Origin of the sequence: Streptomyces sp. NPDC002886, assembly GCF_042888445.1 — a bacterium.
Taxonomy (GTDB): domain Bacteria; phylum Actinomycetota; class Actinomycetes; order Streptomycetales; family Streptomycetaceae; genus Streptomyces.
Window position 1 is genome coordinate 883214 of sequence record NZ_JBIAPV010000003.1, and the last position, 26416, is coordinate 909629.

At 71.8% G+C, this 26416-nt stretch carries 23 protein-coding genes and 1 pseudogene; 7 read left to right on the plus strand and 17 right to left on the minus strand.

Annotated features, from left to right (window positions below; genetic code table 11):
- Nucleotides 1-50: 50 nt before the first annotated feature.
- The 4 genes from ACFYYB_RS16315 to ACFYYB_RS16330 all read left to right on the plus strand — a co-directional run bounded on the left by ACFYYB_RS16315 (nucleotide 51) and on the right by ACFYYB_RS16330 (nucleotide 4087).
- Nucleotides 51-1331 carry an MFS transporter gene (locus tag ACFYYB_RS16315; RefSeq protein WP_389435873.1) on the plus strand — a complete coding sequence of 427 codons (1281 nt, stop codon included), beginning with the start codon at nucleotides 51-53 and terminating at the stop codon, nucleotides 1329-1331.
- A gap of 51 nt (nucleotides 1332-1382) precedes the next feature.
- Entirely contained in the window at nucleotides 1383-2003 is a 621-nt protein-coding gene (locus ACFYYB_RS16320) for a DUF402 domain-containing protein (RefSeq protein ID WP_389435874.1), read from the plus strand.
- Nucleotides 1996-2976, plus strand: a complete 981-nt coding sequence (locus ACFYYB_RS16325) for an RNA-binding protein (protein WP_389435875.1) — start codon at nucleotides 1996-1998, stop codon at nucleotides 2974-2976. The genes ACFYYB_RS16320 and ACFYYB_RS16325 overlap by 8 nt, the downstream gene beginning before the upstream one ends.
- Before the next feature lie 103 nt (nucleotides 2977-3079).
- Nucleotides 3080-4087, plus strand: a complete 1008-nt coding sequence (locus ACFYYB_RS16330; RefSeq protein WP_389435876.1) for a sigma-70 family RNA polymerase sigma factor — start codon at nucleotides 3080-3082, stop codon at nucleotides 4085-4087.
- Here ACFYYB_RS16330 and ACFYYB_RS16335 read toward each other — a convergent pair.
- From ACFYYB_RS16335 to ACFYYB_RS16395, 13 genes and pseudogenes are all read right to left on the minus strand, one after another.
- Nucleotides 3983-4351, minus strand: a complete 369-nt coding sequence (locus ACFYYB_RS16335) for an STAS domain-containing protein (protein ID WP_389435877.1) — start codon at nucleotides 4349-4351, stop codon at nucleotides 3983-3985. The genes ACFYYB_RS16330 and ACFYYB_RS16335 overlap by 105 nt on opposite strands.
- 12 nt (nucleotides 4352-4363) lie before the next feature.
- Nucleotides 4364-4960, minus strand: a complete 597-nt coding sequence (locus ACFYYB_RS16340) for a Uma2 family endonuclease (protein ID WP_389435878.1) — start codon at nucleotides 4958-4960, stop codon at nucleotides 4364-4366.
- A gap of 96 nt (nucleotides 4961-5056) precedes the next feature.
- Nucleotides 5057-6334 (minus strand): thymidine phosphorylase, encoded by a 1278-nt coding sequence (locus ACFYYB_RS16345; protein ID WP_389435879.1) that lies wholly within the window; start codon nucleotides 6332-6334, stop codon nucleotides 5057-5059.
- A 95-nt stretch (nucleotides 6335-6429) separates the two neighbouring features.
- Complete coding sequence (locus ACFYYB_RS16350) at nucleotides 6430-6822, minus strand: cytidine deaminase (RefSeq protein WP_243333749.1); 393 nt, start codon at nucleotides 6820-6822, stop codon at nucleotides 6430-6432.
- The gene (locus tag ACFYYB_RS16355) at nucleotides 6819-8084 is read right to left on the minus strand and encodes an ABC transporter permease (protein ID WP_389435880.1); all 1266 of its coding nucleotides are present in this window, start codon (nucleotides 8082-8084) and stop codon (nucleotides 6819-6821) included. Before ACFYYB_RS16355 ends, ACFYYB_RS16350 begins: the two co-directional genes overlap by 4 nt.
- Complete coding sequence (locus tag ACFYYB_RS16360) at nucleotides 8081-9196, minus strand: ABC transporter permease (protein WP_389435881.1); 1116 nt, start codon at nucleotides 9194-9196, stop codon at nucleotides 8081-8083. Before ACFYYB_RS16360 ends, ACFYYB_RS16355 begins: the two co-directional genes overlap by 4 nt.
- On the minus strand, nucleotides 9193-10836 hold the full coding sequence (locus tag ACFYYB_RS16365) for an ABC transporter ATP-binding protein (protein WP_389436222.1): 1644 nt from the start codon (nucleotides 10834-10836) through the stop codon (nucleotides 9193-9195). Before ACFYYB_RS16365 ends, ACFYYB_RS16360 begins: the two co-directional genes overlap by 4 nt.
- Nucleotides 10837-11099: 263 nt before the next feature.
- Nucleotides 11100-12158, minus strand: coding sequence for a BMP family protein (locus tag ACFYYB_RS16370; protein ID WP_389435882.1), 1059 nt, complete (start codon nucleotides 12156-12158; stop codon nucleotides 11100-11102).
- 218 nt (nucleotides 12159-12376) lie between these two features.
- Nucleotides 12377-13645: an amidohydrolase gene (locus ACFYYB_RS16375; protein ID WP_389436223.1), complete on the minus strand. Its 1269-nt coding sequence runs from the start codon at nucleotides 13643-13645 to the stop codon at nucleotides 12377-12379.
- A 149-nt stretch (nucleotides 13646-13794) separates the two neighbouring features.
- Nucleotides 13795-14946, minus strand: a complete 1152-nt coding sequence (locus ACFYYB_RS16380; RefSeq protein WP_389435883.1) for a hypothetical protein — start codon at nucleotides 14944-14946, stop codon at nucleotides 13795-13797.
- A 53-nt stretch (nucleotides 14947-14999) separates the two neighbouring features.
- The gene (locus tag ACFYYB_RS16385) at nucleotides 15000-15908 is read right to left on the minus strand and encodes an N-acetylneuraminate synthase family protein (protein ID WP_389436224.1); all 909 of its coding nucleotides are present in this window, start codon (nucleotides 15906-15908) and stop codon (nucleotides 15000-15002) included.
- Between the two features lie 453 nt (nucleotides 15909-16361).
- Nucleotides 16362-16829, minus strand: a pseudogene (locus ACFYYB_RS16390) (cytidylyltransferase domain-containing protein); the annotation flags it as partial.
- The gene (locus tag ACFYYB_RS16395; RefSeq protein ID WP_389435884.1) at nucleotides 16826-18259 is read right to left on the minus strand and encodes a DUF6716 putative glycosyltransferase; all 1434 of its coding nucleotides are present in this window, start codon (nucleotides 18257-18259) and stop codon (nucleotides 16826-16828) included. The gene ACFYYB_RS16395 and the pseudogene ACFYYB_RS16390, both read right to left, overlap by 4 nt.
- Nucleotides 18260-18435: 176 nt before the next feature.
- Here ACFYYB_RS16395 and ACFYYB_RS16400 point away from each other — a divergent pair, with 176 nt between their 5' ends.
- Complete coding sequence (locus ACFYYB_RS16400) at nucleotides 18436-19452, plus strand: glycosyltransferase family 2 protein (RefSeq protein ID WP_389436225.1); 1017 nt, start codon at nucleotides 18436-18438, stop codon at nucleotides 19450-19452.
- Entirely contained in the window at nucleotides 19449-20828 is a 1380-nt protein-coding gene (locus ACFYYB_RS16405; protein ID WP_389435885.1) for a polysialyltransferase family glycosyltransferase, read from the plus strand. The genes ACFYYB_RS16400 and ACFYYB_RS16405 overlap by 4 nt, the downstream gene beginning before the upstream one ends.
- A gap of 45 nt (nucleotides 20829-20873) precedes the next feature.
- Here the strand turns inward: ACFYYB_RS16405 and leuE are convergent, their stop codons facing one another.
- Nucleotides 20874-21548 carry a leucine efflux protein LeuE gene (gene leuE / locus ACFYYB_RS16410; RefSeq protein WP_389435886.1) on the minus strand — a complete coding sequence of 225 codons (675 nt, stop codon included), beginning with the start codon at nucleotides 21546-21548 and terminating at the stop codon, nucleotides 20874-20876.
- An 89-nt stretch (nucleotides 21549-21637) separates the two neighbouring features.
- Nucleotides 21638-23221 carry a methylmalonyl-CoA mutase gene (locus tag ACFYYB_RS16415; protein ID WP_389435887.1) on the minus strand — a complete coding sequence of 528 codons (1584 nt, stop codon included), beginning with the start codon at nucleotides 23219-23221 and terminating at the stop codon, nucleotides 21638-21640.
- A gap of 178 nt (nucleotides 23222-23399) precedes the next feature.
- Between ACFYYB_RS16415 and ACFYYB_RS16420 the strand changes: the two genes are divergently transcribed.
- Complete coding sequence (locus ACFYYB_RS16420) at nucleotides 23400-24278, plus strand: peptidoglycan-binding protein (RefSeq protein WP_389435888.1); 879 nt, start codon at nucleotides 23400-23402, stop codon at nucleotides 24276-24278.
- A gap of 256 nt (nucleotides 24279-24534) precedes the next feature.
- Here ACFYYB_RS16420 and ACFYYB_RS16425 read toward each other — a convergent pair whose 3' ends face one another.
- Together ACFYYB_RS16425 and ACFYYB_RS16430 are read right to left on the minus strand one after the other, a co-directional pair.
- Nucleotides 24535-25596: a hypothetical protein gene (locus ACFYYB_RS16425; RefSeq protein ID WP_389435889.1), complete on the minus strand. Its 1062-nt coding sequence runs from the start codon at nucleotides 25594-25596 to the stop codon at nucleotides 24535-24537.
- On the minus strand, nucleotides 25596-26369 hold the full coding sequence (locus ACFYYB_RS16430; RefSeq protein WP_389436226.1) for an RNA polymerase sigma factor: 774 nt from the start codon (nucleotides 26367-26369) through the stop codon (nucleotides 25596-25598). Before ACFYYB_RS16430 ends, ACFYYB_RS16425 begins: the two co-directional genes overlap by 1 nt.
- Between the last annotated feature and the right edge of the window lie 47 nt (nucleotides 26370-26416).

Consider the following 26416-nt stretch of genomic DNA (forward strand, 5'->3'; position numbering starts at 1 on the left):
GCGAATCCGTGCATTGGACGCATGAAAAGCACGGGCCTACGGTCGTGAGCATGCCTCCCGCTCATACCGGGGCATCCGTCATCCCGGGTGCCTCCACCCCGTCGTTGCCCGCCTCCGCACCCGAGGCGCACGAGCCCGGCCGTCCCGGCTACCGCCGCCTCAGCCTGGCGCTCTTCGCCGCCGGACTGGCCACCTTCGCCCTCCTCTACTCCACCCAGGCGCTGCTGCCCGCCATCTCCGAGGGCTTCGGCGTGACGGCGGGTCAGGCCAGCTGGACGGTCTCCGCGGCCACCGGCGCCCTCGCCCTGTTCGTCCTGCCGCTCAGCGCGCTGTCGGAGCGCTTCGGCCGGACCCGGATGATGACCTCCTCGATGGTGATCGCGGTCGGCGTCGGCCTGCTGGTGCCCTTCGCGCCGAACCTGGAGTGGCTGATCGCACTGCGCGCCGTCCAGGGCGCGGCGATCGCCGGCATCCCGGCTTCCGCGATGGCGTACCTGGCGGAAGAGGTGAAGCCGAAGGCACTGGTCGCCGCGATCGGCCTGTTCGTGGCGGGCAACTCCATCGGCGGCATGAGCGGCCGCCTCGTCACCGGCTGGGCGGCCCAGGCCTGGGGCTGGCGCGGCGGGCTGCTCACCGTCGGCCTGATGTCGCTGGCCTGCGCGGCGGCGTTCCTCGTCCTCCTCCCCCGGGCCCGGTTCTTCCGGCCGGCCTCGCTGAACCCGCGCGCGGTGGGACGTACCGTCTCCGGGCACCTGCGCGATCCGCTGCTGCTGCGGCTGTACGGGATCGGGGCGCTGTTCATGACCGTGTTCGGGGCGGTGTACACGGTCATCGGCTACCGCCTGGTGGACGAGCCGTTCTCGCTCGGGCAGGGCCTCATCGGCTCGATCTTCCTGGTCTACCTGGTCGGTACGGTCTCTTCGGCGGCGGCCGGGCAGCTGGTGGCCCGGCTGGGCCGGCGCGGCGCGCTGTACCTGGCGGTGACCACGACGGCGGCGGGCCTGTTCCTGTCCCTGGCGGAGTCCCTCACGGCGATCCTGCTGGGCCTGGTCCTGATCACGGCGGGCTTCTTCGCCGGACACGCGGTGGCCTCCTCGGCGGTGAGCCGGACGGCGAAGACGGGCCGCGCGCAGGCTTCGGCGCTGTACCAGTCGGCGTACTACGTCGGCTCCAGCGCCGGCGGCACGCTGGGCGCCCTCGCCTATCACTCGGCGGGCTGGGCGGCCACGGTCACCCTCGCGCTGCTCGCGGTGGCCGGGGTCGTCACGATCACCCTGTACGGGTCCCACGCGGCCCGCAGCGCCCGGATCGCGGGGCTGCCGGCCAGTTGAGGGCTGCCGGCGCAAGCAGCTCGCAACCGGTGGATGACATGATCGCCGATCATGTCGACAGTCAACATTCACCTCATACTCGGCCGTACGGTCAGCATGATCGTCCCGGCCCGGGCGGTCGAGTCGGACGACGCCGGCCTGCTGCTGTGGGTGGCCCCGGGGACCCCGCTCTGGCGCGCCGCCATCCCGACCGGCACCCACCTGCGGGACCTGCCGCCGGAGGGCTCGTACCCGCTGCGGGCCGACCGGTGGCGGCACGGGGGCGCGCTGATCCTGCAGCCGGCCGGGGCGGGGCACGCGGTGTGGTGGAACTTCACGAGGGGCCAGGAGTTCCGCAGCTGGTACGTGAACCTCGAATCCCGTGCCAGCACCCCGGACGGCGCGGACGTGCACGTGACCGACCAGGAACTCGACATCACGGTGACCCCGGACCGCGCGTGGGAGTGGAAGGACGAGGAGTCCTTCGCCGCGAAGACGGGCCACCCGGTGTACTGGACGGCCGCCGAGGCCGCCGCCATCCGCGCGGAGGGCGTCCGCGTCACGCGGCTCATCGACTCGGCGTCCTACCCCTTCGACGGCACTTGGTGCGATTTCCGCCCGCCGGCGTCGTGGCCCGTCCCGGAGCTCCCGGAGCTGCCCCTCGGTCCGGCCGGGGGTGACGCGGATGCCTGACGTCCCGCTGCCCCACGTGTACCGGGTGACCAAGTACGATCCCGCCGACCGGGCCCCCGACGGCACCTACCGGGGGACGCAGGACACCAACGGCGACAACGGGCCGGTCGACGCCGCGTACCTGGCGGCCGTCGCGGCCTTCGCCGAGGAGAGCCGGATCGAGCGGTTCGCCGTCCGGGATCCGCAGGTCGGCGGGGGGTTCGGGAGATTGGACCCGGAGGGGGCGATCGACCGGGCCGGGCCGCTCGGGCCGTTCGCGGACGGGTTCGACGGGTTCTACGACGGCGCACCCGTGACGGTGCCGGTGGCGCTGGAGCTCGTGCGCATGATGAACGGCGACGGCGGTCTCTGGTGCCGGCTGGAGGCGGAGGACGCCATGACCGTGGAGGTCGGCTGGGACCAGTACGTGTACGTCGGCGTCCGCACGCCCTGCGAAGGCGCCGTGGCCCGCACCCACGCCCTCGGGCTCTTCGCCGAGCCGATCGGGGCATCGCCCTATGATCCCGCGCAGGACGAGGAGTACGAGCTGCGCCCCGCCGACGACGTGTTCTGGGAGCGGGTGCGGGCGAGCGCGGCGCGCGGCGAAGCGGGGCTGATCGAGGAGAACCCCGCCGCGAACGCCTCCCGCTGGCACCTCGTGGGTCCCTTGGACGACGAGGTCCGGCTCGACGCGATCCGGGCCGCCCTCGCGCCGCGCGCGCGGGTGTACGTATGGCCTCCGCTGTCCACCGACACCGCCGGGCTGATCGCAGGGCTGCCGGAGGAGTTCCTGCTGGAGTGCGTGTGGGAGGACGCGGACGGCCGGATCTCCAGCGGGCACGCCGACGACGACGACCGGACGGAGCTGGCACGGGTGCTCGCCGGGGCCCGGGCCGCCACCCTGCTGCCGGTCTTCGCGGACGACCACGATCCCCTGTTCACGGGCGTGCTGCCGGACGCGGACGGAGTCGTGCGGGCCCGGTGGCAGCTGTAGCGGAACGGTCCGCCGCGCGGGCCGCGCCGCGTGCCGGGCTGCGGTTGTCAGACCCCTCGGGTAGCGTCCGAAGGACCGGGAACTACCAAGGGGATCAAGGGACATGACCGAAGCCACCGACCTCGCACCCGACCTCGACCTCGACGCGGCGCTCGACCGCTACCGCGTGGAGCTCACCGGTTACTGCTACCGCATGCTCGGCTCGGCCTTCGACGCCGAGGACGCGGTGCAGGACACGTACATCCGTGCCTGGCGGAGCTTCGCGAAGTTCGAGGGCAGGTCATCCCTGCGGTCCTGGCTGTACCGGATCGCCACCAACGTCTGTCTGGACCTCCTGAACGCGGGGAACAAGAGGGCCCGGCCGATGGACCTGAGCGCCCCGCAGCACCAGGCGTCCGCCGTGCTCAACGAGCGGCCCGAGGTGACTTGGCTGGAGCCGGTGCCCGACGGTCGGGTACTGCCGCAGACCGCCGATCCGGCGGAGATGGCGCTGGCGAAGGAGTCCGTACGGCTCGCGTTCGTCGCCGCGCTCCAGCACCTGCCGGCCAAGCAGCGGGCCGTCCTGATCCTGCGCGAGGTGCTGGCCTGGAAGGCCGACGAGGTCGCCACCCTGCTGGACACCACCGTCGCCTCGGTGAACAGCGCCCTGCAGCGGGCCCGCGCCACGCTGTCCGCGACCCGCATCCGGGAGAGCGAGTCCGCGGACCCGCTGGACGCGGACCAGGCCAAGCTGCTGGAGCAGTACCTGTCCGCCTTCGAGGCGTACGACATCTCCCGGCTGACCGCCCTGCTCCACGAGGACGCGGTGCTGTCGATGCCGCCGTTCGACCTGTGGCTCCAGGGCCACGAGGACATCGCGGCCTGGCACCTGAACCAGGGCATCGGCTGCAAGGGCTCGCGGCTGGTCCCGACCACGGCGAACGGCATGCCCGCCTTCGGCCAGTACCGGCCGCGGGAGGACGGTCAGCCGGGCTGGACCCCGTGGGCGCTCCAGGTGCTGGAGGTGTCAGACGGGAAGATCGTCGGGCTCAACGCCTTCCTGGACACCCCCCGGTGGTTCCCGCTCTTCGGGCTCCCCGAGCAGCTCGACGAGTCCTACGAGGTGCAGTAGCGCGCGGAGCGGGGGCGCGGCCCCGGTCACCCGGAGGGGCCGGCCCGCTGCGGTGAGCCGCAGCCGGGCCAGGGCCTCGACGGCGGCGAGGGTCGGGGCAGTGACAGCGCCGACGTCGCACTCCACGGCCGGGGCGCCGGCTTCGTACAGCCGGGTGAGCCGGTCGCAGAGCAGAGCGGTATCCCGCAGGGTCGGTCCGGTGCCGGGCAGTACAAGTCTGGTCTTCTCCACGAGAGGGTGACTGCACGGGCCGGTGGAACTCATCGACAGCCGGGGTCAGGAATCCTCAGGCGTGGGAAAGAGCGAGGTGTCGATGTCCACGTCGAAGGGGGCGGGCAGGTGGAACACCTCGCCGAACTTTGCGACCTGCAGGACCCGGTACAGGTCTCCCCTCGGCTCACCGTGCAAGGTGAGCGTGGGGCCCAGGGGCGCAAACGCATCGATGAGCAGATAGAACGGCACGCCGGCCCGAGCGTATCCGACGGCCTTGTCGACTCGATCATGCTTGGCGTTGTAGGGGGACGTGATCTCGACGACGAGTTCGGCCGCCGCTGCCGGGATGAAGGGCGCCCCCTTCACGACGGCGTCAGGCGCAACCAGCAGATCGGGGATGTAGAGCCCGGACTTTGATGGGACAACGACCCCAAGCGTCTGGTGAAGTCCCCAGTCCATAGGGATACCGGGCTGCAAACAGGCCATCAGTTTGGCCGCGATCAAGCTGTGGTTGCCGGTAGGCGGTGGTGCCACGGTGACGATCCCCTTAATGATCTCCACCGTCAAGCCTTCCTGCCAGTCCGTCTCCTCCCAGAAACGGACAAGCAGGTCCCAGTCGTCATCGCTCGGAGGCTGATGCTCGACTGCGAGTGCGCTCATGGTGTGCTCCTCAATCGGTTCGTCACCGATCCCAGCATGCCGAACGGGACCGGCAAGGGTCTACCAGTCCCGTTCACCCGCATGAGAAGCCGCAGGTCAGGCGATGCGGTCCAGCACGATCGGCGTGGCGGAGAAGGCCGTGCCCGCCGCCGCGATGTCGAAGGTGCCGTCCAGCGCCGCGAGGGCGTAGTCGAACTTCTCCGGGGTGTCCGTGTGCAGGGTCATCAGGGGCTGGCCCGCGACGACCGTGTCGCCCGGCTTCGCGTGCAGCTCGATGCCCGCGCCCGCCTGGACCGGGTCCTCCTTGCGCGCGCGGCCGGCGCCCAGGCGCCAGGCGCCGACGCCCACCCCGTACGCGTCAAGGCGGGTCAGGACGCCCGAGGACGGGGCCGTGACCACGTGCTGCTCGCGCGCGACGGGCAGCGCCGCGTCCGGGTCGCCGCCCTGTGCGGCGATCATCCGGCGCCACACGTCCATCGCCCGGCCGTCGGCCAGGGCCTTCGCCGGGTCGGCGTCCTTGATGCCCGCGGCGTCCAGCATTTCCCGGGCCAGGGCCAGGGTCAGCTCGACGACGTCCGAGGGGCCGCCGCCCGCCAGAACCTCGACGGACTCGCGGATCTCCAGGGCGTTGCCGGCGGTCAGGCCGAGCGGGGTGGACATGTCGGTGAGCAGGGCGACCGTCTTGACGCCGCTGTCCGTGCCCAGGCCCACCATGGTGCGGGCCAGCTCGCGCGCGTCCTCGATGTTCTTCATGAAGGCGCCGGTGCCGACCTTCACGTCCAGGACGAGCGAGCCGGTGCCCTCGGCGATCTTCTTGGACATGATCGAGGAGGCGATGAGCGGGATCGCCTCGACGGTGCCGGTCACGTCGCGCAGCGCGTAGAGCTTCTTGTCGGCCGGGGCCAGGCCGTCGCCGGCCGCGCAGATGACGGCGCCGGTGGTGTCCAGGACGTGCAGCATCTCCTCGTTGGAGAGCAGGGCGCGCCAGCCGGGGATGGACTCCAGCTTGTCCAGGGTGCCGCCGGTGTGGCCGAGGCCGCGGCCCGAGAGCTGCGGTACGGCCGCGCCGCAGGCGGCGACGAGCGGGGCCAGCGGCAGGGTGATCTTGTCGCCGACGCCGCCGGTGGAGTGCTTGTCCGCGGTGGGGCGGGAGAGGGAGTCGAAGTTCATCCGCTCGCCGCTGGCGATCATCGCGGCGGTCCAGCGGGCGATCTCGGTGCGGTTCATGCCGTTGAGCAGGATGGCCATCGCCAGCGCCGACATCTGCTCGTCGGCGACCACGCCGCGCGTGTACGCGTCGATGACCCAGTCGATCTGCTCGGGGCTCAGTTCACCGCGGTCGCGCTTGGTGCGGATGACGGAGATGACGTCCATGGAAGTGCTTCCTTCTACGCGCATAGAGAGAGGAGAGGGAGATGAGGGGAAAACGGCGGCCCCCCGCCCGGCAGGGCGGAGGGCCGTCGGTACGGCTATCTCAGATGGTCCGGCCCGAAGGCCTGCGGCAGCATCGCGGAGAGCGGCAGGACGCCCTCCGGCGTCTCCACCTGGAGCTCGGCGCCGCCGAACTCGAAGAGGAGCTGGCGGCAGCGGCCGCAGGGGACGAGGATCTCGCCCTTGCCGTCCACGCACGTGAAGTGCGTGAGGCGGCCGCCGCCCGTGGCCTGGAGGGAGGACACCAGACCGCATTCGGCGCACAGGCCGAGCCCGTAGCTGGCGTTCTCCACGTTGCAGCCGACGACGGTGCGGCCGTCGTCGACCAGCGCCGCGACGCCGACCGGGAAGCCCGAGTACGGGGCGTACGCCCGGGACATCGCCTCCCGGGCGGCCTCGCGCAGGGCCTCCCAGTCGGGAGCGGCCGTCACTTGCCCTGGCCCTTGCGGTACGGCATGCCGTCCGCCTTGGGCATCCGCAGGCGCTGCGCGGACAGCGCGAGCACGAGCAGCGTGGTCAGGTACGGGGCGGCGTCCACGAACTGGCTGGGCACCTGGTCCGTGAGCGCGTACCAGAGGAACAGCAGCACGGCGAAGACCGCCGAGATGCCGGCCGGGACGTAGCGCTTCTTGTAGAGCTGCCAGGCCACGACCAGGACGAGCAGGATCGCGATGAGCAGCAGCATCGCGTGGACGTTCTCGGCGCCGCCGCGCAGCTTGAGGCTGTCGGTGAAGCCGAACAGGCCGGCGCCCAGCGCCATGCCGCCCGGCATCCAGTTGCCGAAGATCATCGCGGCGAGACCGATGTAGCCGCGGCCGCCGGTCTGGCCCTCCTGGTAGATCGGGCTGGCCACGATCGACAGGAACGCGCCGCCCAGGCCCGCGAGGGCGCCCGAGACGATCACGGCGATGTACTTGTACTTGTAGACGTTGACGCCGAGCGATTCGGCGGCGACGGGGTTCTCGCCGCAGGAGCGCAGCCGCAGGCCGAAGGTGGTGCGCCACAGCACCCACCAGGTGCCGGGGATCAGCAGCAGCGCGACGACGGTCAGCAGCGACAGGCCGGTGACCAGGCCGCCGACCACGCCCGCGATGTCGGAGAGGAAGAACCAGTGCTTGCCCTGGAGGGTCGCCATCCAGTCCGACAACCCCGGCACGGTGATCTCGTAGATCGGTTCGACGCGCGGGGACTGCTTGGAGGAGCCGCCGGGCGCCTCGGCGAACGTGAAGTTCGACAGGTACTGGGTGAAGCCCAGCGCCAGGATGTTGATGGCCACACCGGAGACGATGTGGTTCACGTTGAAGGTGACCGTGATGATCGCGTGCAGCAGGCCGCCGATGGCGCCGCCGATCAGGCCGGCGACGACGCCGGTCCAGGGGCCCCACTGGTAGCCGGCCCAGGCACCGAACCAGGTGCCGAGGATCATCATGCCTTCGAGGCCGATGTTGACGACGCCCGCGCGCTCGGCCCACAGGCCGCCGAGTCCGGCGAGGCCGATCGGCACGGCGAGGGAGAGCGCTCCGGAGACCTGGCCGATGGAGGTCAGGTCGTTCGCGCCGCTGATCACGCGGACCAGCGAGACGAGCGCGAGGCCGCCCGCGAGGATCAGCATGATCCACGGGAGGGTGAGCTTGGTGCGTCCGCCCTGCTTCTTGGGTGCGGCGCTGGTCGCGGAAACGGTGCTGGTGCTCACGCCGAGACCTCCTTGTCGGTCGTGATGGCGTGGCCCGCGGCCAGCTCCTCGCCGACCTTCTGCTGCTGGCGTCGGATCCCGTAACGGCGGACGAGCTCGTAGGAGACGACGACCGCGATCACGATCAGGCCCTTCATGATCGTGCCGATCTCCTTCGCGTACCCGGCCGTGTCGAGCGAGGCCGAGGCCTTGTCGATGAAGGCCATCAGGAACGCGGCGAAGAAGATGCCGACCGGGTGATTGCGGCCGAGCAGCGCGATGGTGATGCCGGTGAAGCCGACACCGACCGGGAAGGACAGGCTGTACGTGTGGCTCTCGCCCAGCAGCACCGGCATGCCGGCGAGGCCGGCGACGGCGCCGGAGATGAGCATCGAGGTGATGATCATCTTCTTGGCGTCGACACCGGAGGCCTGGGCGGCGGACTCGCTGGCGCCGGTGGCGCGCAGGTCGAACCCGAAGCGGGTGCGGCCCAGGACGAACCAGTAGACGATGCCCAGCGCGAAGGCGATGAACGTGAAGCCGTAGATCTCCAGGCCGTCACCCAGCGAGATCGCCGGGAACCAGCCCGACTTCGCGATCTCGCCGGTGGTCAGGTCGTTGGAGCCCTCGGGCTGGACGCCGAGGTTCTTCGGCAGGATCAGCCAGGCGATCAAGCTGGTGGCGATCGCGTTCAGCATGATCGTGGAGACGACCTCGCTGACTCCGCGCCGGGCCTTCAGGACGCCCGCGATACCGGCCCAGAAGGCACCGACCAGCATGGCGACGATCACGATCAGCAGGATGTGCAGCGGTCCGGGCAGCGAGACCGCCGCGCCGACGACCGCCGACAGCATCGCGGCGAGGCGGTACTGGCCGTCGACGCCGATGTTGAAGAGGTTCATCCGGAAGCCGATGGCCACGGCCAGGGCCGCCAGGTAGTACGTACCGGCCTGGTTGACGATGAGGACCTGGACGTCCTCGTAGCCCGCGTTGTCCACCATGAGCCGCAGCGGTTCGATCGGGTCCACACCCGTCGCCGCCAGCACGATCATGGTCAGCAGGAAGGCGGTGACCAGCGCGAGCGCGGGCCCGGCGAAGCCGAGGAGCAGCCGGTCCTTGTCGAGTTTCTTCATCGGGCCTCGTCCTCCGGGGAGTCGGTACGGGCATCCGTGCCGGCGGCGGAGTTGTTGTCGGTGGCGTCTGTGGCGTCGAGGTGTCCGGATGCAGCACCCGTCATGGCGGTGCCGAGTTCCTCGGGGGTCACGGTCGCGGGGTCGGCGTCCGCGACCAGGCGGCCGCGGTAGATCACGCGCAGGGTGTCGGACAGGCCGATGAGCTCGTCCAGGTCGGCGGAGATCAGCAGGACCGCCAGGCCTTCGCGGCGGGCCTCGCGGATCGCGTCCCAGATCTGCGCCTGCGCACCGACGTCCACACCGCGGGTGGGGTGGGCGGCGATGAGGAACTTCGGGTTGTGGCTCATCTCGCGGCCGACGATCAGCTTCTGCTGGTTGCCGCCGGAGAGCGAGGCCGCGGTGACCTCGATGCCGGGCGTGCGGACGTCGTACTCGCGCACGATCCGCTCGGTGTCCTTGCGGGCGGCCTTCGGGTCGATGATGCCGCGCTTGGAGTTGGGGGCTTCGGTGACGTGACCGAGGATGCGGTTCTCCCAGAGGGAGGACTCCAGCAGCAGACCGTGCCGGTGGCGGTCCTCGGGGATGTAGCCGATGCCGCCCTCGCGGCGCTTGCGCACCGGGGACTTGGTGATGTCCTTGCCGTCGAGGGTGATGACGCCCGCGTCGGGGGTCATCATGCCCATCAGGGCCTCGATGAGCTCGGTCTGGCCGTTGCCCTCGACGCCCGCGATGCCCAGGATCTCGCCCTTGTGGATCGTGAAGCTGATCCCGTCGAGCAGCAGGCGTCCGGCGACCGGCGCCTCGCGCAGGTTGGCGTCCGACAGGCCCGGGGTCCGCGCGGTGTCCTCCGTGGCGACGGGCACGCCGCCCTCGGCGACGGTCAGCCGCTCGACCTGGAGCATCGGGACGGTGGTCACCGTGGACTCGCGGGTCTCCGGCGAGGGCAGCTCGGAGCCGACCATGAGCTCGGCGAGCTGCTTGGTCGTGGTGGTGCGCGGGTCGGCGGTGCCGACCGTGGTGCCGCGCCGGATGACGGTGATGTCGTCGGCGACCTTCAGGACCTCGCCCAGCTTGTGCGAGATGAAGATGACGGTCAGGCCCTCGGACTTGAGCTCGCGCAGGTTGTCGAAGAGCGCGTCGACCTCCTGCGGCACGAGCACCGCGGTCGGCTCGTCGAGGATGAGGATCTGCGCGCCGCGGTAGAGGACCTTGAGGATCTCCACGCGCTGGCGGTCGGCGACACCGAGGTCCTCGACCAGGGCGTCGGGGCGCACGCCGAGGCCGTACGCGTCCGAGATCTCCTTGATCTTCTTGCGGGCCTTCGCGCCGATGCCGTAGAGCTTCTCGCCGCCGAGAACCACGTTCTCCAGGACGGTGAGGTTGTCGGCGAGCATGAAGTGCTGGTGCACCATGCCGATGCCGCGGGCGATGGCGTCGCCGGGGCTGCCGAAGGAGACCTGCTCCCCGTCGATGGCGATGGTGCCCTCGTCCGGCTTCTGCATGCCGTAGAGGATCTTCATCAGCGTCGACTTGCCGGCGCCGTTCTCGCCGACGAGGGCGTGGACCGTGCCCTTGCGGACGGTGATCGCGATGTCCTTGTTGGCGACGACGCCGGGGAAACGCTTGGTGATGCCGTGCAGTTCTACGGCGGGGGGCGGGCTGGACGCGTTGATGACGCACTCTCCTTGGCGCGGAAGGAGCTGAAGGCAGGGAGGGGACAGGGCGGGGGGAGAAAGTATCGCGTCCACGATGCTTCTACGCGCGTAGCACTGTCGAAAGTGAAAACTTGCGGCCAACCGGCCACAAGATCACATGAAAGCACGTGACACGGGCCGGAGCCCGGGAGCGATGGTGACCGCTGCCCGGACCCCGGGTTCACGCGTGACGCAGGTCGGACGACGCCTTACGGCGCGGTCTTGACCGTGATCTTCTTGGCGATGATGTCGGCCTTCGCCTTGTCGACCGCGGCGACGAGGTCGGTCATCTCCTTGTACTTCGGGTTGGAGTCGGCCAGGCCGACGCCGTCCTTGTCCAGGCCGTAGCGGACCTCGCCCGACTCGGGCTTGCCGTCCTGGACCGACTTGATCAGGTTGTAGACCGAGTCGGAGACGTCCTTGGTGACCGAGGTCAGGATGAAGTCCTTGTACTTCGCCAGACCGGCCTGGTTGTACTGGTCCGAGTCGACGCCGATGGACCACTTGCCCTTGGCGGAGGCGGCCTCGATGGCACCCGAGCCGGCCAGACCGGCGGCCGAGTAGATCACGTCGGCGCCCTTGTCGAGCTGGCCCTCGGCCGCGGCCTTGCCCAGGTCGGGCTTGGCGAAGCCGTCGAAGTTCGGCGGCTGGGTCAGGTACTGGGTGAGCACCTTGGCGTTCGGGTTGGTGTCCTTGACGCCCTGGGCGAAGCCCGCCTCGAACTTCTTGATCAGCGGAACCTCGACACCGCCGATGAAGCCGACCGTGCCGGTCTTGGACGCCTTGGCGGCGGCGACGCCGGCCAGGTAGGAGCCCTGCTCCTCGTTGAAGACGAGGTTGGCGATGTTCTTCGCCTGCACCGAGGTGTCGTCGATGATGCCGAACGTGGTGTTCGGGAACTTCTCGGCGACCTTCTTGATGGCCGGCGCGTAGGCGAAGCCGACGCCGATGACCGGGTTGTTGCCCTTGCGGGCCAGCTCGGTGAGGCGCTGGACCTTGTCGGCCTCGCCCTCGCCGTCGGTGGGCTCCGCCTGGGCGCCCTTGATCTTGAGGTCCGTCTCGGCCTTGTGGAGGCCCTCGTAGGCGGCGTCGTTGAACGACTGGTCGCCGCGGCCACCGATGTCGTACGCGATGGCGGCGGACTTCTCCGCGGAGGAAGAGGAATCGGACGAGGAGTCCGAGGACTTCTTACCGCCACAGGCGGTGGCCGAGAGGGCCAGCGCGGCGGACGCGAGGCCCACGGTGGCGATCCTGGTGATCCGGCGCAAGGGGAGGCTCCTTCAAAACCTGACCGAAGCGCCACGACCGGCGCTGGTTTCGCCGAGATCGTAACGCGCGTAGATGTCAGTTAAAGGCCCGTTCATGAGTCGTTATCGGATCGTCGTGAACCAGACAGTGACCGATCAGTAACTGCCGACGCGTCCGACCCATGTGTACCAAGGGCCGGACGCGTCCGCCGGATCAATCGCCGATGTTGTAAGAACTTCTACCCGCCCGCCCCCGCGGGCCTGGCGCGTCGCCCTTCGGGCGAGCGTCCGTCGAGCAGCGCGGCGGCCGTGAAGAACTCCACGCCGACCCCGATCGCGGCCTCGTCCACGTCGAAATCGCCCCGGTGCAGATCCCGCTTCGCGGCGTCCCCCGGCGTACGGACGCCCAGGCGCGCCATGGCTCCGGGGACGTGCTCCAGGTACCAGGAGAAGTCCTCGCCGCCCAGGCTCTGCTCGGTGTCCTCGACCGAGTCGGCCCCGCGCCGGGCGCTCATCGCCTCGCGCAGCAGTTCGGTGACCATCGGATCGTTGACGACCGGGGGGACCCCGCGCACGTAGGTGATCTCCGACTTGGCGCGGTGCATCGAGGCGATCTCGTCGATGATCGCGTGGATCTGGTCGGGGGCCTCGTGCCAGGAGTTCAGGTCCAGGCACCGAACGGTTCCGGACAGCTCCGCGTGCATCGGGATGACGTTGCAGGCGTGCCCGGCCTCGATCCGGCCCCAGGTCACCGACATGCCCGAGCGGGCGTCCATGCGCTTGGTCAGCAGGGCCGGCAGATCGAGGGCGAGCCGGGCGGCCGCCGTCACCAGGTCGGTGGTCAGGTGCGGACGGGCGGTGTGCCCGCCGGGGCCTTCGAGGGTGACCTCCAGCCGGTCGCAGGCCGAGGTGATGGGCCCGGTGCGCAGGCCGATCCGGCCGGCGTCGACCCGGGGGTCGCAGTGCAGGGCGATGATCTTGCCGACTCCGTCCAGCACCCCGGACTCGATGGCCTCGGTGGCGCCGCCGGGCAGCACCTCCTCGGCGGGCTGGAAGAGCAGCCTCACCGGCCGGGGCAGCTCGCCCTTGCGGTCGAGCTCGGCGAGGACGAGTCCGGCGCCGAGCACCACGGCGGTGTGCACGTCGTGGCCGCAGGCGTGGGCGCGGTCCGGGACGGTAGAGCGGTACGGGACGTGCGTCTTGGCGTCCGGGATGGGCAGGGCGTCGATGTCCGCGCGCAGAGCCAGCATGGGACGTACGCCGTCCCAGGTGCCGACGTCACAGATGAGACCGGTGCCCGACTTCAGCACCCGCGGGCGCAGGCCCGCTTTCTCCAGCCGGACCTTGATCGCCGCCGTGGTGCGGAACTCCTGGTGTCCTAGCTCGGGATGCATGTGCAAGTCCCGGCGGAAGGCGATCAGTTCGGCGCGCAGGTGGTCCGGAAGCTTGCCGGGCAGCTCGGGCCGGTCGGGCGCGGCGGGCTGGGCGGTCTGGGACTCGCGGGACATCAACTGGTTCACCCGTTTAAGGGTAGGCCCACCCATGGGTCAACTGGCTGGAGATCACAAAAAGTTCATGCCGTTAGGGGAAAGAAACCCGGCCTCTGGACGCATGACCGGATGAAGCCGCGGGTAAACTCGCGCGCTCACCTGTGCACTCATCCGGCCGCCGGAGCCGTCTGAGCAGGAAGTCTGTGCACATCACGGGCGGTGTCGGTGACCCCGGCGAGGAATCCGCGGGCCCGCTCGGAGGCCGACGCGGTGAGCCAGCTCGGATCGACATCGCATACGGCCACGGTCACGCCGGTGCCGATCAGCGCGTAGGGCAGGGTGTGGACGACCGTGGAGGGGAAGCTGACGATCGTCCGGCCGACCGGACCCCGCCTCGCGATCAGCTCCAGCGGCAGGTCCGGACGTACGATCTCCAGCCCGGTCGCCTCGCTCAGCCGGCGCAGCTTCTCCGGGGATTCCCGGCGGTGGGCGAAGTAGCGGGTGGCGCCGTGTTCCAGGGTCAGGGCGCGCACCGCCTCCAGGTAGCGGTCCGGGTCGACCACACCCGTCTCCACCAGCGAGGTCCCGACCAGATCGGTGCCCTTGGTCAGGAGCGGCGGGCCGAAGCGGGCCCGGGTCCACGCGAAGTCGTTGAGCCGCAAGGTCATGCCGCTGTGCGCGGTGACCGGCATCGAGCTGAACACCTCGACGCGGCGGTGGCCGCCCTGACCCGGGGTGAACCGCCGCCGGGCCGTCGCGGAGACCGGCGCGTACGCCAGCTCGCGCAGCCGGCCCGGGAGCCCGCCGCCGCCGACCCGGTGCCAGCGCACGAGGCGCTCGCCGCGGGCCGTCTGGGCGACGAACTCCATGGTCGCGGTGCCGTCGTCGACCACGACGAGCTCCTCGGCCCGGACGAGCGTGAGCAGGAGCTGTACGTAGCGGGAGAACGGATCCCCTATCACCACCCGCCGGGCCGCCCGTACCTCCCGCGCGAGCGCGGCGAAGGCCTTGACCGGAGCGAACCGGCCGCCGCGGGCCTCCTGCCACCGCACCTCGTGCCCCTCGTCCCGGGCCAGGCCCGCCATCCGGCGCAGCTGCCCCCGGGACATGGGGTCGGTGGGCGGGAGCACCACGATCCGCAGGCCTCCGGCGGCGGAAGCGACCGGCCCGGACCCGTTCCCGCCGCCGCGGGCCGGCTGACGCGGGACGACTCCGAGGAGCCGTCCGGCGCCCTGGGCGTGCGCCCACTCCAGGACGTTGAGCAGCTGGACCGGGCTTTCGACGAAGGCCAGGGTCGGGGCGGGGGCTGAGGGGGTCACCAGGTGCTCCTCGACAGAGGGTGGAGGGGACGGTGCGGGGGGTGCGTGAAAGGTCAGACCGAGGCGAGCTCGCCCTGGACGCGGCGGAGCTTCTTCATCGGGCCGAGCTCGGAGTCGTAGACCCGCTTGATGCCGTCGCCGAGCGCGGTCTCGATGGTGCGGATGTCGCGGACCAGGCGGGTCAGGCCGCCCGGCTCGACGGAGGCGGCCTGGTCGGAGCCCCACATCGCGCGGTCGAGGGTGATGTGGCGCTCGACGAAGGTGGCGCCCAGCGCGACGGCGGCCAGGGTGGTCTGCAGGCCCGTCTCGTGGCCGGAGTAGCCGATCGGGACGTTCGGGTACTCCTCCTGGAGGGTGTTGATCACCCGCAGGTTGAGCTCCTCGGCCTTGGCCGGGTACGTGGAAGTGGCGTGGCAGAGCAGGATGTTGTCGCTGCCCAGCACCTCCACCGCGTGCCGGATCTGCTTCGGGGTGGACATGCCGGTGGAGAGGACGACGGTGCGGCCGGTGGCGCGCAGGGCGCGCAGCAGTTCGTCGTCGGTCAGCGAGGCGGAGGCGACCTTGTGGGCGGGGACGTCGAACTTCTCCAGGAAGGCGACGGCCTCGGTGTCCCACGGGGAGGCGAACCAGTCGATGCCGCGCTTGGCGCAGTGCTCGTCGATGGCGCGGTACTCGTCCTCGCCGAACTCCACGCGGTGGCGGTAGTCGATGTAGGTCATCCGGCCCCAGGGGGTGTCGCGCTCGATGTCCCACTGGTCGCGGGGGGTGCAGATCTCGGGGGTGCGCTTCTGGAACTTCACGGCGTCGCAGCCGGCTTCGGCGGCGGCGTCGATGAGGGCGAGGGCGTTGCCGAGCTCGCCGTTGTGGTTGATGCCGATCTCGCCGACGACGTAGACGGGGTGGCCGGGGCCGGCGATGCGGGAGCCGAAGGTCCGGAGGCGGGGGGCGGGGGTGACCGTCATGGCAGGGCTGTCCTTCGGAGCGTGGGGTGTACGAGTACGAGCGGGTGCGGGCACGGGCGCCGGCACCGGGGTGTGGACCGCCGAGGCGGGGAACGGGGTGGGGAACGGGGTGGGGAGGGGCGCGGTGGCCGGTGTGGCCACGGGGGTGAGTACGGGTACGAGGGCGCGGGCGCGGGCCAGGTCGTGGGGATCGTCGATCTCCAGCACCCGTGCCGGGTCGGTGGCGACCGGGAGGGTCCGCCCGAAGAAGCGGTGGCGGGCGGTCCGGAAGCCGGCGGCGTCCATGGCGTAGGCGGCGCCGGTCTCCAGCAGGTCCTGGGGCCGGTCCTGGCGGCGGGGGCGGTGCGCGATGTCGTGGTTGACCCCGCTCCCGGAGCCGTCGGGGGCCGCCCGCCAGAGGAAGCCGTGGAAGGGGGCCGCGGTGAGCGCGGAGTCGGCGGCGCCGGACGCGACGGCGGCGGCGACGGACTCCACGTCGGAGGCGGTGACGAAGGGGCTGGTGCACTGGACGAGGAGGACCACGTCGACGGTGACGGAGTGCAGTTCCTCGAAGGAGTCGAGGGCGTGCAGTACGGCGGCCTCGCTGGTGGCGGTGTCCCCGGAGATCCCGGCGGGGCGCCGCAGCACCACGGCGCCGGCCCCGCGGGCGGCGTCGCCGATGGCCTCGGAGTCGGTGGACACCAGGACGTCGGTGACGGTCGTGGCGCCGAGGCAGGCGCGGACGGCCCGGACCACGAGCGGCATCCCGCCGACGTCGGCCAGGTTCTTCCCGGGCACGCCCTTGGACCCCCCGCGTGCGGGGATCACGGCGAGCACCCTGGGCACGGCGCGGGCCTCGCGGAGGGATCCCGCGGGGTCGGCGGCGGTGGTGGCGGGCGGGGCGGTGGCGGGCGCGGCGGCTCCGGCCGGGCGGGTGCTCACAGCTCCCCCAGGCGGCGGATCACCGGCGCGACGCGCTGCACGCCGTGGCGGTAGGCGCCCCGGGCGGCCTCGCGCAGGTGGGCGCGGAGCCGGCGGCGCAGCCGGGACCCGCCGGCCGCGGTGCGGGGCGCACCGGGCAGCGGGTGCCCGTCGGGGCCGAGGTGGTGCCTGGCCAGGATCCCGGGCAGGTAGCCCGGTGCGGTGTCCTTGGAGTAGTGGGGCGCCGGGGCCGGGAGCGGGCCTTCGGCCAGCAGCTCCGTGAGGCGTGCCCGCGCGGCGGTGTAGGGGTCGTACCCGCCGGGCGTCCCGGCCGGGGTGTTCGCCGGCGTGCCCACGCCCTGGGCCGCCAGCCAGTCCGGATCGGCCTTCGGGAGCAGGCCCGCGTCGAGCTGGGTCCAGGAGACCATGCAGCCGGAGCCCAGGAAGTGGTGGTTGCCGAGGGTCTCGCGGACGCCGAGGTCGGTCAGCACGGCCGTCGGGATGCCCCGGTGGAGGGATTCCAGGGCCGCCGTGGAGGAGACGGTGACCAGCAGGTCCGTGCCGTCCAGGATCTCTCCCATGTTCCCGTACACCAGACGGCAGTTGGAGGGGAGACCGCCGGGCAGCTGCTGCGCGAGGCGCTGGTAGGGAAGCTCCTCCAGGTGCGTGGTGTGCTCTCCCGGCCGGCTGCGCAGCTTGACCAGCACCTCGCGCCCGGGGTGCAGCCGGGCGTGTTGCGCGGCGCGGCGCAGCAGGTACGTGCGGTCCGCGCGGCTGTCCGGCACGGAGGGCTGGACCGCGAAGACCACGCGATGGGCGGCGCTGCCCACCGGGGCGTACGTGCCGGCGTCGGCCGGTGCCAGGAAGGGGAGGGCGGTTTCCACGACGGCCCCGGCGTCAGCGCCGACGCCCTCGTAGACCGAGCGGAACCGCTCCGCGTCGTGGCGGGAGTTGGCCAGGACCAGGTCGGCCCCGTGGCGCAGCAGCAGGCCGTCGGCGAGCTTCTCGTAGACGACTCCGACGTACCCGGTGACGAAGACCGGCCGCGCGCCCGGCTCCGGCCACAGGGCCCGGGCCCCGTGCAGGACGGCCTGGACGGCGCCGCCGACCAGGGCGAGCACGACTACGTCGTACGCGTGGCCGTCAGCGCGGCCGTCAGTGCGGTCGTCAGCGCGGTCGTGGGCGGACTCCCGCTCCGGCCCCCGCAGTTCGGCGAGGAACTCCGCGCAGGTGACTTCGGCGAGCCGGTCCGCCCGGACCCCGACCTCGCCGAGCTGACGCGCGGTGGGCGTGGCCCGGCCGCGGAGCAGGTAGCCGGTGAGGTGGACGGAGTCCGGGTCCGCGGAAAGGCGGCGGGCGGTGAGCGCTCCCCATTTCCAGCGGGTGTCGGAATCGGCGAGTACGGCCACACGGAGGGCGGGCGGTGGGGCCACGCGGTTGCTTGCTGGCACCCGGCAGAAGTTATTCCGGCTTTTCGGTGATCGGCCCAACGAATGCACAACAGCGGGTTAACAACCCGTCGATTCCGCGCGAAAGCGTCCGGGTTAACGTCCCTGCCGTGCGTCGTTCACGTGGAATCCGCGTGCGGGCCACGGTGAATGACGAGCGGCGCCCTAATGTCTCGTTCGTGCTCAAGCTCTCTGTTGTCGTGCCGTTCTTCAACGTGCAGACGTATGCGCCGGATGCCCTGAAAAGCCTCGAACTCAACGCCCGGGAAGATTTCGAGTTCCTGCTCGTCGACGACCGTTCGACGGACGGGACGCCCGCGCTCCTGGAGCGGGCGGCCCGCGAGCTGCCCGGGGCCGTGCACCTCAGACACGAGCGCAACGGCGGCCTGGCGACGGCCCGGAACACCGGTCTGGACGCGGCCCGCGGGGAGTACATCGCCTTCATGGACGGGGACGACTGGCTGGCGCCGGGCCACCTGGCCCGGACCCTGGCCGCCATCGAGGCCCTGGGCTGCGATTTCGTCCGTACCGACCACGTCCAGTGCACGGACCGGACCCGTGTGGTCCAGCGCGTCCCCTACGGCCCGGATTCCGTGGTGGCCGATCCGCGCACCGGGATCCTGCCCGTCAGCCGCGCGACCTCGGTGGACTATCCGTACGCCTGGGCGGGGATGTACCACCGCCGGCTGCTGGACCGCGGGCTGCTGCACTTCACGGACGGGCTGCGGACGGCGGAGGACCGGCCGTGGATCTGGCGCCTGCACCGGGAGGCGGAGTCCTTCGCGCCGGTCGGTCTGCCCGGAATCTTCTACCGTCGCGGGGTTTCCACCTCGCTGACACAGATCGGCGACGAGCGTCAGCTCGATTTCATTCGGGCATTCGATCAAGTTCTGACAGAAACGGCCACCGACCGGGATTCCGAGCTTTTCCTCCCGAAGGCCGTCCGAACATACTGCGCGATTATCGCGCACCATGTCGGGTCCATCGAAAGGTTCGAACCAGCCGTGGCCAGAAAACTCCGCTCGATGAGCACGGCCGCGCTCGGCAGAATGCCCCAGCAGGTCCTGGACCAGACGCTCGACTCGATGGACGTCGACCGCGCGGCCCTGCTGCGCCGGCTCCGCAAGCGCTCCGCGGCCGGATCGGCTCCCGCGAGCTCCACCGCGTCCGCCGCGTCCGCCGGGGTGACGGCATGAACGTCACCCAGATCTTCATGGCCTCCACCCTCTACGGAACGGCCACCCTCGCCGCCGCCCTCGACGCGGGCCTCTTCCCGCCCGCCGGCCGCCGGATCCTGCTGACCAGCAACCACTCCGTCACCGCGGAGATCGCCCCCGGCCTGACCGCCGCGCCCGGCTTCGACACCCTGGGCACCCGCTTCGACGAGGTCCTCGACTGGAACGCCGTCATCGCCCCGATGCACCCCAGCACCTGGAGCCCGCGCCCCGAGGACGTCCCGCTGTGGGAGCGCCTGCTGCGCTCCTCCTGGGGGCTGGGCGACGACCGCGTCGAGCTGATCGTGGAATCGCTCCAGGTGCCGCCCGCCCAGAGCCTGTGCCGGATCTTCCCCGGCGCGGCCATGGAGGTCTACGCCGACGGGCTGATGAGCTACGGTCCCACCCGCTTCCGCCTCGATCCCGGGCTCGGGATGCGCGTACGGCGGGTGCTGCACCTAGACCTCGTACCGGGCCTGGAGCCGCTGCTGCTGACCGAGTTCGGCGTACGGGCCGAGGCGATCCCGGCCGCCGCCTTCCTCAAGGTCATCGGCGAGCTCGAAGGAGCGGTGGAGATGCCGGAGCGGACGCCCCGGCCGAGCGCGGCGCCGGCCGGCGCGGACTCCGAGGCCCCGGACGCCCCCGCGCTCCTGCTGGGCCAGTACCTCTCCGCCCTCGACCTGGTGCCGGCCGCCGAGGAGGAGGAGCTGCACGGGGAGATGGTCCGGGGCGCGCACGCGCTGGGCCACCGCGAGCTGGTCTTCAAACCGCACCCCAGCGCCCCCGCCGCCTACGCCCGCCGGGCGGAGGAGGAGGCCGAGCGGCTCGGCGTCCGGCTGACCGTACTGAGCACCCCGGTGCTCGCCGAGACCCTCTACGAACGGCTGCGCCCGGCGCTGGTCGTCGGCTGCTTCTCCACGGGACTGCTGACCGCCGCCACCCTGTACGGGCTCCCGGTGGCCCGGACCGGCACGGGGTCCGTCCTCGCGCGCCTGGCCCCGTACCCGAACAGCAACCGGATCCCGCTCGTGCTGGCCGACGCCCTGCTGCCCGACCTCGCGGATCCCGCGGCCGTACGCTCCTGGACCCCGCCGGGGCCCGAACGGGTCGCGGCCGAGCTGGCCGGGCTGATCACGGCGGTGGGCTTCACCATGCAGCCCAAGATCCTCGCGGAGCGCCGCACGGAGGCCGAGGGCTGGCTCGCCGCGAACCTGACCGCGGACACCTGGCGCTACTTCACACGCCGCCGGCTGACCACCCTGGGCCTGCCGGGCGGCATCCCGGCGCAGTTCTCCTTCCTGCCCCGCAGCCGCGCCGCGCGCCGCGTCGCCCGGCTGCTGCGCAGGGCGGTCAGCTGAGCGGCCCGCTCGGCAGCCCGCCCAACAGCCGGCCCAGCAGCCGGGTCAGCTGACGGCGAGCTTCGCCGCGAAGCCGAGGAACAGTACGCCCGCCGCCGAGCTGGCCCCGGCCGCGAGCCGCTTGCGGCGCCGGAAGGCGGCCGCCAGCCGGTTGCCGCCGAAGATCAGCGTGGTCAGGTAGAGGAAGCTGCCGATCTGCATCAGCGTGCCCAGCAGCAGGAAGGACAGCGCCGGGTAGGCGTAGGCCGAGTCCACGAACTGCACGAAGAAGGACATCAGGAACAGGATGGCCTTCGGGTTGAACACGCTGATCAGCAGCGCCCGCCGGTAGGGCCGCTCCGTCTCGCCGGCCTTCACCGCGGCGGCGGCCGGGCTCGCCTCGGGGGCGGGCTCCCCGGCCGTGGCCCGCTCTCGGCGGGCGCGCCACATGGTCCACGCGCCGCGCAGCATGCCGATGGCCAGCCAGGTCAGGTACCCGGCGCCGAGCAGTTTGACGACGCCGAACACGATCGGGCTGGTCTGCAGCAGCGCCCCGGCGCCGACCGCGGCCAGGGTCATGAGCAGGGCGTCCCCGGTGAACACGCCGGCGGCGGCCCGGTACCCCTGGCGGACCCCGCCGCGCGCGGCGACGGAGAGCACGTAGAGCGAGTTCGGCCCCGGCAGCAAAATGATCAGCACCAGGCCGGCGATGTACGTCGGAAGATCTGTGACACCCAGCATGTGCAGGAGTGTCCCATGGGGACACACCTGTCGCGCCAGTGGATTTCACGGACTGGGACGGACTGGGACCACATCGCAATCAGCCACGCTCACCAGCCGGAATCAGCCGGCACATACGTCCCCCACACCTCCCGAAGCGCCCCGCACACCTCCCCCACCGTGGCCCGGGCCCGCAGCGCCTCCTTCATCGGGTAGAGCACGTTCTCCGTGCCCGCCGCCGCCTCCCGCAGCGCCGCGAGCGCCTCGTCCACGGCCGCCCCGTCGCGCCCCGCGCGCAGCGCGGCCAGGGAGGCCCGCTGCCGGTCCTCGATCGCCGGATCCACCCGCAGCGGCTCGTACGGCTCCTCCTCGTCCAGCGCGAAGCGGTTGACCCCGACCACCACGCGCTCGCCGCTCTCGGTCTCCCGGGCGATCCGGTACGCGTTCCGCTCGATCTCCCCCTTCTGGAAGCCCGCCTCGATGGCGGCCACCGCCCCGCCCATCGCCTCGACCCGCGCCATCAGCTCGAGCGCCGCCGCCTCCACCTCGTCCGTCATCCGCTCCACCGCGTAGGACCCGGCGAAGGGGTCGACGGTGTGCGGCACGTCCGTCTCGTACGCGAGCACCTGCTGGGTCCGCAGCGCGAGGCGGGCCGACTTCTCGGTGGGCAGCGCGATCGCCTCGTCGAAGGCGTTGGTGTGCAGCGACTGGGTGCCGCCCAGCACGGCGGCCAGGCCCTGGACGGCCACGCGCACCAGGTTGAGCTCCGGCTGCTGCGCCGTCAGCTGCACTCCGGCGGTCTGGGTGTGGAAGCGCAGCATCAGGGACTTCGGGTCCCGGGCCCCGAACTCCTCGCGCATGACGCGGGCCCAGATCCGCCGGGCCGCGCGGAACTTCGCGACCTCCTCCAGGAGGGTGGTGCGGGCGACGAAGAAGAACGACAGCCGGGGCGCGAAGGCGTCGACCTCCATCCCGGCGGCCAGCGCGGTCCGTACGTACGCGATCGCGTCGGCCAGCGTGAAGGCGATCTCCTGCGCGGGCGAGGCCCCGGCCTCGGCCATGTGGTAGCCGGAGACGGAGATGGTGTTGAACTTCGGGAGCTCGCCCCGGCAGTAGCGGAAGACGTCGGCCGTCAACCTCAGGGAGGGGCCGGGCGGGAAGATGTAGGTCCCCCGTGCGACGTACTCCTTCAGCACGTCGTTCTGGACCGTGCCGGTCAGCAGGCCGGGCTCGATGCCCTGCTCCTCGGCCACCAGTTGGTAGAGCAGGAGCAGCGGCGCGGCCGGTGCGTTGATCGTCATCGAGGTGGACACCCGGTCGAGCGGGATCCCCTCGAACAGCACCCGCATGTCCTCGACCGAGTCGATGGCGACGCCCACCTTCCCGACCTCGCCGTGCGCGAGCGGGGCGTCGGAGTCGTGACCCATCTGGGTGGGCAGGTCGAAGGCCACGGACAGCCCGGCGGCGCCGCCCTCGATGAGCCGGCGGTAGCGCGCGTTGGACTCGGCGGCCGTACCGAACCCGGCGTACTGGCGCATGGTCCAGGGCCGTCCGGTGTACATGGTCGGGTGGACGCCCCGGGTGTACGGGTACTCCCCCGGCTCCCCCAGTTCGGTCCCGGGGTCCCAGCCGGCGAGGTCGCCCGGGCGGTAGACGGGCGCGATCGGGATCCCGCTCTCGGTGTGCCGCTCCATGTGACGCGCTCCTTCGTGGATCCGAGGGGCCCGGGGCTGATAAAACGTCCCCGCAGCGACCTCTCTGCGACCGCTCCGCGACCGCTGGTCACAATGGCGCAACATCGCGGCCGTCCCTGCAACTGACCACGCCCACGTCGCATCACCTAGATACACACGTAGAAATCGGGGGACCGCTATGCACCGCCAGAAGGTAATAATCCGCGCACTCGGCCTGGCCACCGCCGTCGCACTCGCCGCGACCGCATGCGGACCGAAGAACCCGGAGTCCGCGGGACCCGGCTCTTCCGCTCCCGCATCGCCCACGGCGGTCGCCACTCCTGACGCCTCGCCGTCGACGGACGGAAAGCCGGGCGACGCCTCGCCGTCCGCGTCCCCGTCCTCCTCGCCGTCCTCGTCGCCCTCTCCTTCGGCCTCGCCGACCGTGAAGCAGATCATGGCGAACGGCGACGACAGCGAGCTGGTCCGCGAACTGCAGGCCCGGCTGCGCCAGCTCAAGCTGATGTCGGTCGCTCCGACCGGTTTCTACGGTTCGAAGACCACCGCCGCCGTGAAGACCTTCCAGTCGAAGAACGGCCTGACCGCCACCGGCGGCGTGGACGAGCCCACCTGGAAGAAGATCCAGAACGCCACCAAGAAGCCGACCGCCGACGAACTGCGCCCGCCGACCGTCAACGAGCCGGACGCTCCCGACGCGCGCTGTATGACGGGCCGGGTGATGTGCATCAGCAAGGAGAGCCGCACCCTCGCCTGGATGATCGACGGGAAGGTCGTCTCCACGCTGGACGTGCGCTTCGGTTCGGAGAACACCCCGACCCGCGAGGGCGAGTTCAAGGTGGAGTGGAAGGCCAAGGACTGGACGTCGACGATCTACCACACGCCGATGCCGTACTCGATGTTCTTCAGCCGGGGCCAGGCCGTGCACTACTCGGCGGACTTCGCCGCCCGCGGTTACGCCGGCGCCTCGCACGGCTGCGTGAACGTCCGGGACAAGGCCAAGCTGGCGACGCTGTTCGACGCGGTGAAGGTCGGCGACAAGGTCGTCGTCTACTGGTGAACCGCGGGCGGTGACCTGCGGGGGGCCGGCGTGGTGACGTCCGCTCCCGGTGTCACCGGTCGGAAGTTGAGGGCGCGGGCGGGATCGGGGGAACGAATCCCGCCCGCGCCGGTTGCGCAGAGCCCAGGGGTACGGGGGGAACCCCGGCTCATGCGCGGCCGATGACCAGTCGGCTCGTTATGTACTGCGCCGCCGGTTCGAAAAGTGTTACAGGCGGGGCGCGAACCGTTTCAGGCCAGTGTCCGTTACCCGGTCCTCAGCGGCGCGGACCCGCCTCCGGACGCTCCGGCGGAGCCGTCCCGGCCGGGACCAGCCCCAGGGAGCGCGACGGGGAAGCCGGGCCCGGGGGCGATCCATCGGCCGGCGCGGACCCCGGCTTGCCTCCGCCCGATCCCCCGCCGGTGGTCAGGCCGAGGACCACCTCGCAGTAGCGCGGGACCCGCAGCAGCCCCTTGGCCAGGCGCACGAGCTTCTCGCGGCGGGCATCGTCGAGCCGCCCCGCCCGGAAGTCCCGGCAGAGCTCCACCGCACCGGTGCGGCCCTCGCGGTCCGAACCACCCGTGGTCTCGGTCGTCGCGCCGTCGGCGCCGCCCTGGCGGGACCGGTCGCCCCGGCCGCCCTTGTCTGCGGGCGAGCCGGCCGGGGACGGCTCGGCGCCGGTGTCGCCGGCCACCCCGGTGGCGCCGCCGGGTCCCGTCGCCGTAGGTCCTTCCCCGACCGGGGTGTTGCCCGGGCTCGGGATGCCGCCGCGGGGCTCGCCCCGCGGCGTGGTGGTGCGGGAGGGCGCGAGGGGTGCGGCGTAGGCGCCGTCCGACAGGGCGGTCGGGGAGGATCCGGCCGTCACGGAGACGGCGGGCAACTCGCCGGCGGTGTGCCGGGCGGGCCGGTCCAGCAGTCCGGTGCCCGCGGCGGCCGCGAGGCCGCCCACGGCGACGCTCGCCACGGCGGCGGCGAGGGCGAAGCGGACCGGCCGGCCGCGCCGGGAACCGCGTCCGGCCGGGCCGGACGGCGCGCCGAGCTCGACCACCGTGTCCGCGGAGCCGAACAGCGCGGTGTCCGGAGCACGGGTCTGCGCCCGCGCCCGCAGTACGGATCCGCGCGCGCTGAACGCGGCCACCGCGGCGGCCTCTCCGCGCAGTTCTCCAGGGAGCCCGCCCGGCTCCGCGGGCGGCGGCGGCTCGGCGAGTGCGTCGAGGGCGGCGCGCAGCCGCTCGGCCCGGACCCGGACATGGTGCTCGGCGCCAGGTACGGCCTGTTCTCCGCGCAGCAGTGCGTCCGCCGCGGCTTCGTCCAGCCACCTGTCGCGCTCGTCGGCCATCACATGTCCTTCTGCGTCCGCCAACGTGAATCCGTCACACCGGTTTGTTCTATGAGATCCGCGGCGCGGACCCGCTGCGCCGGTACGGCGTCGAGGTCCCGTCCGCCCCCCGCGCCCCGTGCGCGACTCCCGTCATTATCGCCGAGGCCGCGCGCCCGCCCGGAGCCGACCGCGACGGGGGAGCCGGAACCCGGCCCGCCGTCGGAACCGGGGTCGAAGTAGTCGTCCCCGTCGAGCAGCTCGGCCAGCTTCTTCAGGCCCCGGTGCGCGGCGGTGCGCACCGCGCCGGGCCGCTTGCCCAGGGTCTCGGCCGCGCTCTTGGCGTCGAGGCCGACGACCACCCGCAGGACGACGGCCTCGGCCTGGTCCTGCGGGAGCTGGGCTATGAGTTCCATCGTGCGGCAGGTGGAGAGGGACTCCATGGCCTCGCCGGCGGTGTCGGACTCGGCGGCGTGGCCCGTCAGCTCGGTCTCGTCCCCGCCGACGGCGGGCCGGCGCCCGCGCATGCGGATGTGGTCGAGGGCCCGGTTGCGGGCGATGCGGGCGGCCCAGCCGCGGAAGCGGTCGGCGTCGCCGGTGAAGGAGTCGAGGTCGCGGGCGATCTGCAGCCAGGCTTCGGAGGTGACGTCCTCGGCGTCGCCGTCCCCGACGAGCGTGCGGACGTATCCGAGCAGGCGCGGGTGCACGGCGCGGTACACAGAACGGAACGCGAGCTCGTCGCCGTCTTGTGCCGCGAGCACCGCGGTGGTCAGCTCCGCGTCGTCCCCCAGCAAAATCCCCAACCCGTTCACAGTCCCGTATGTGTGGCGCAAATCAGCAC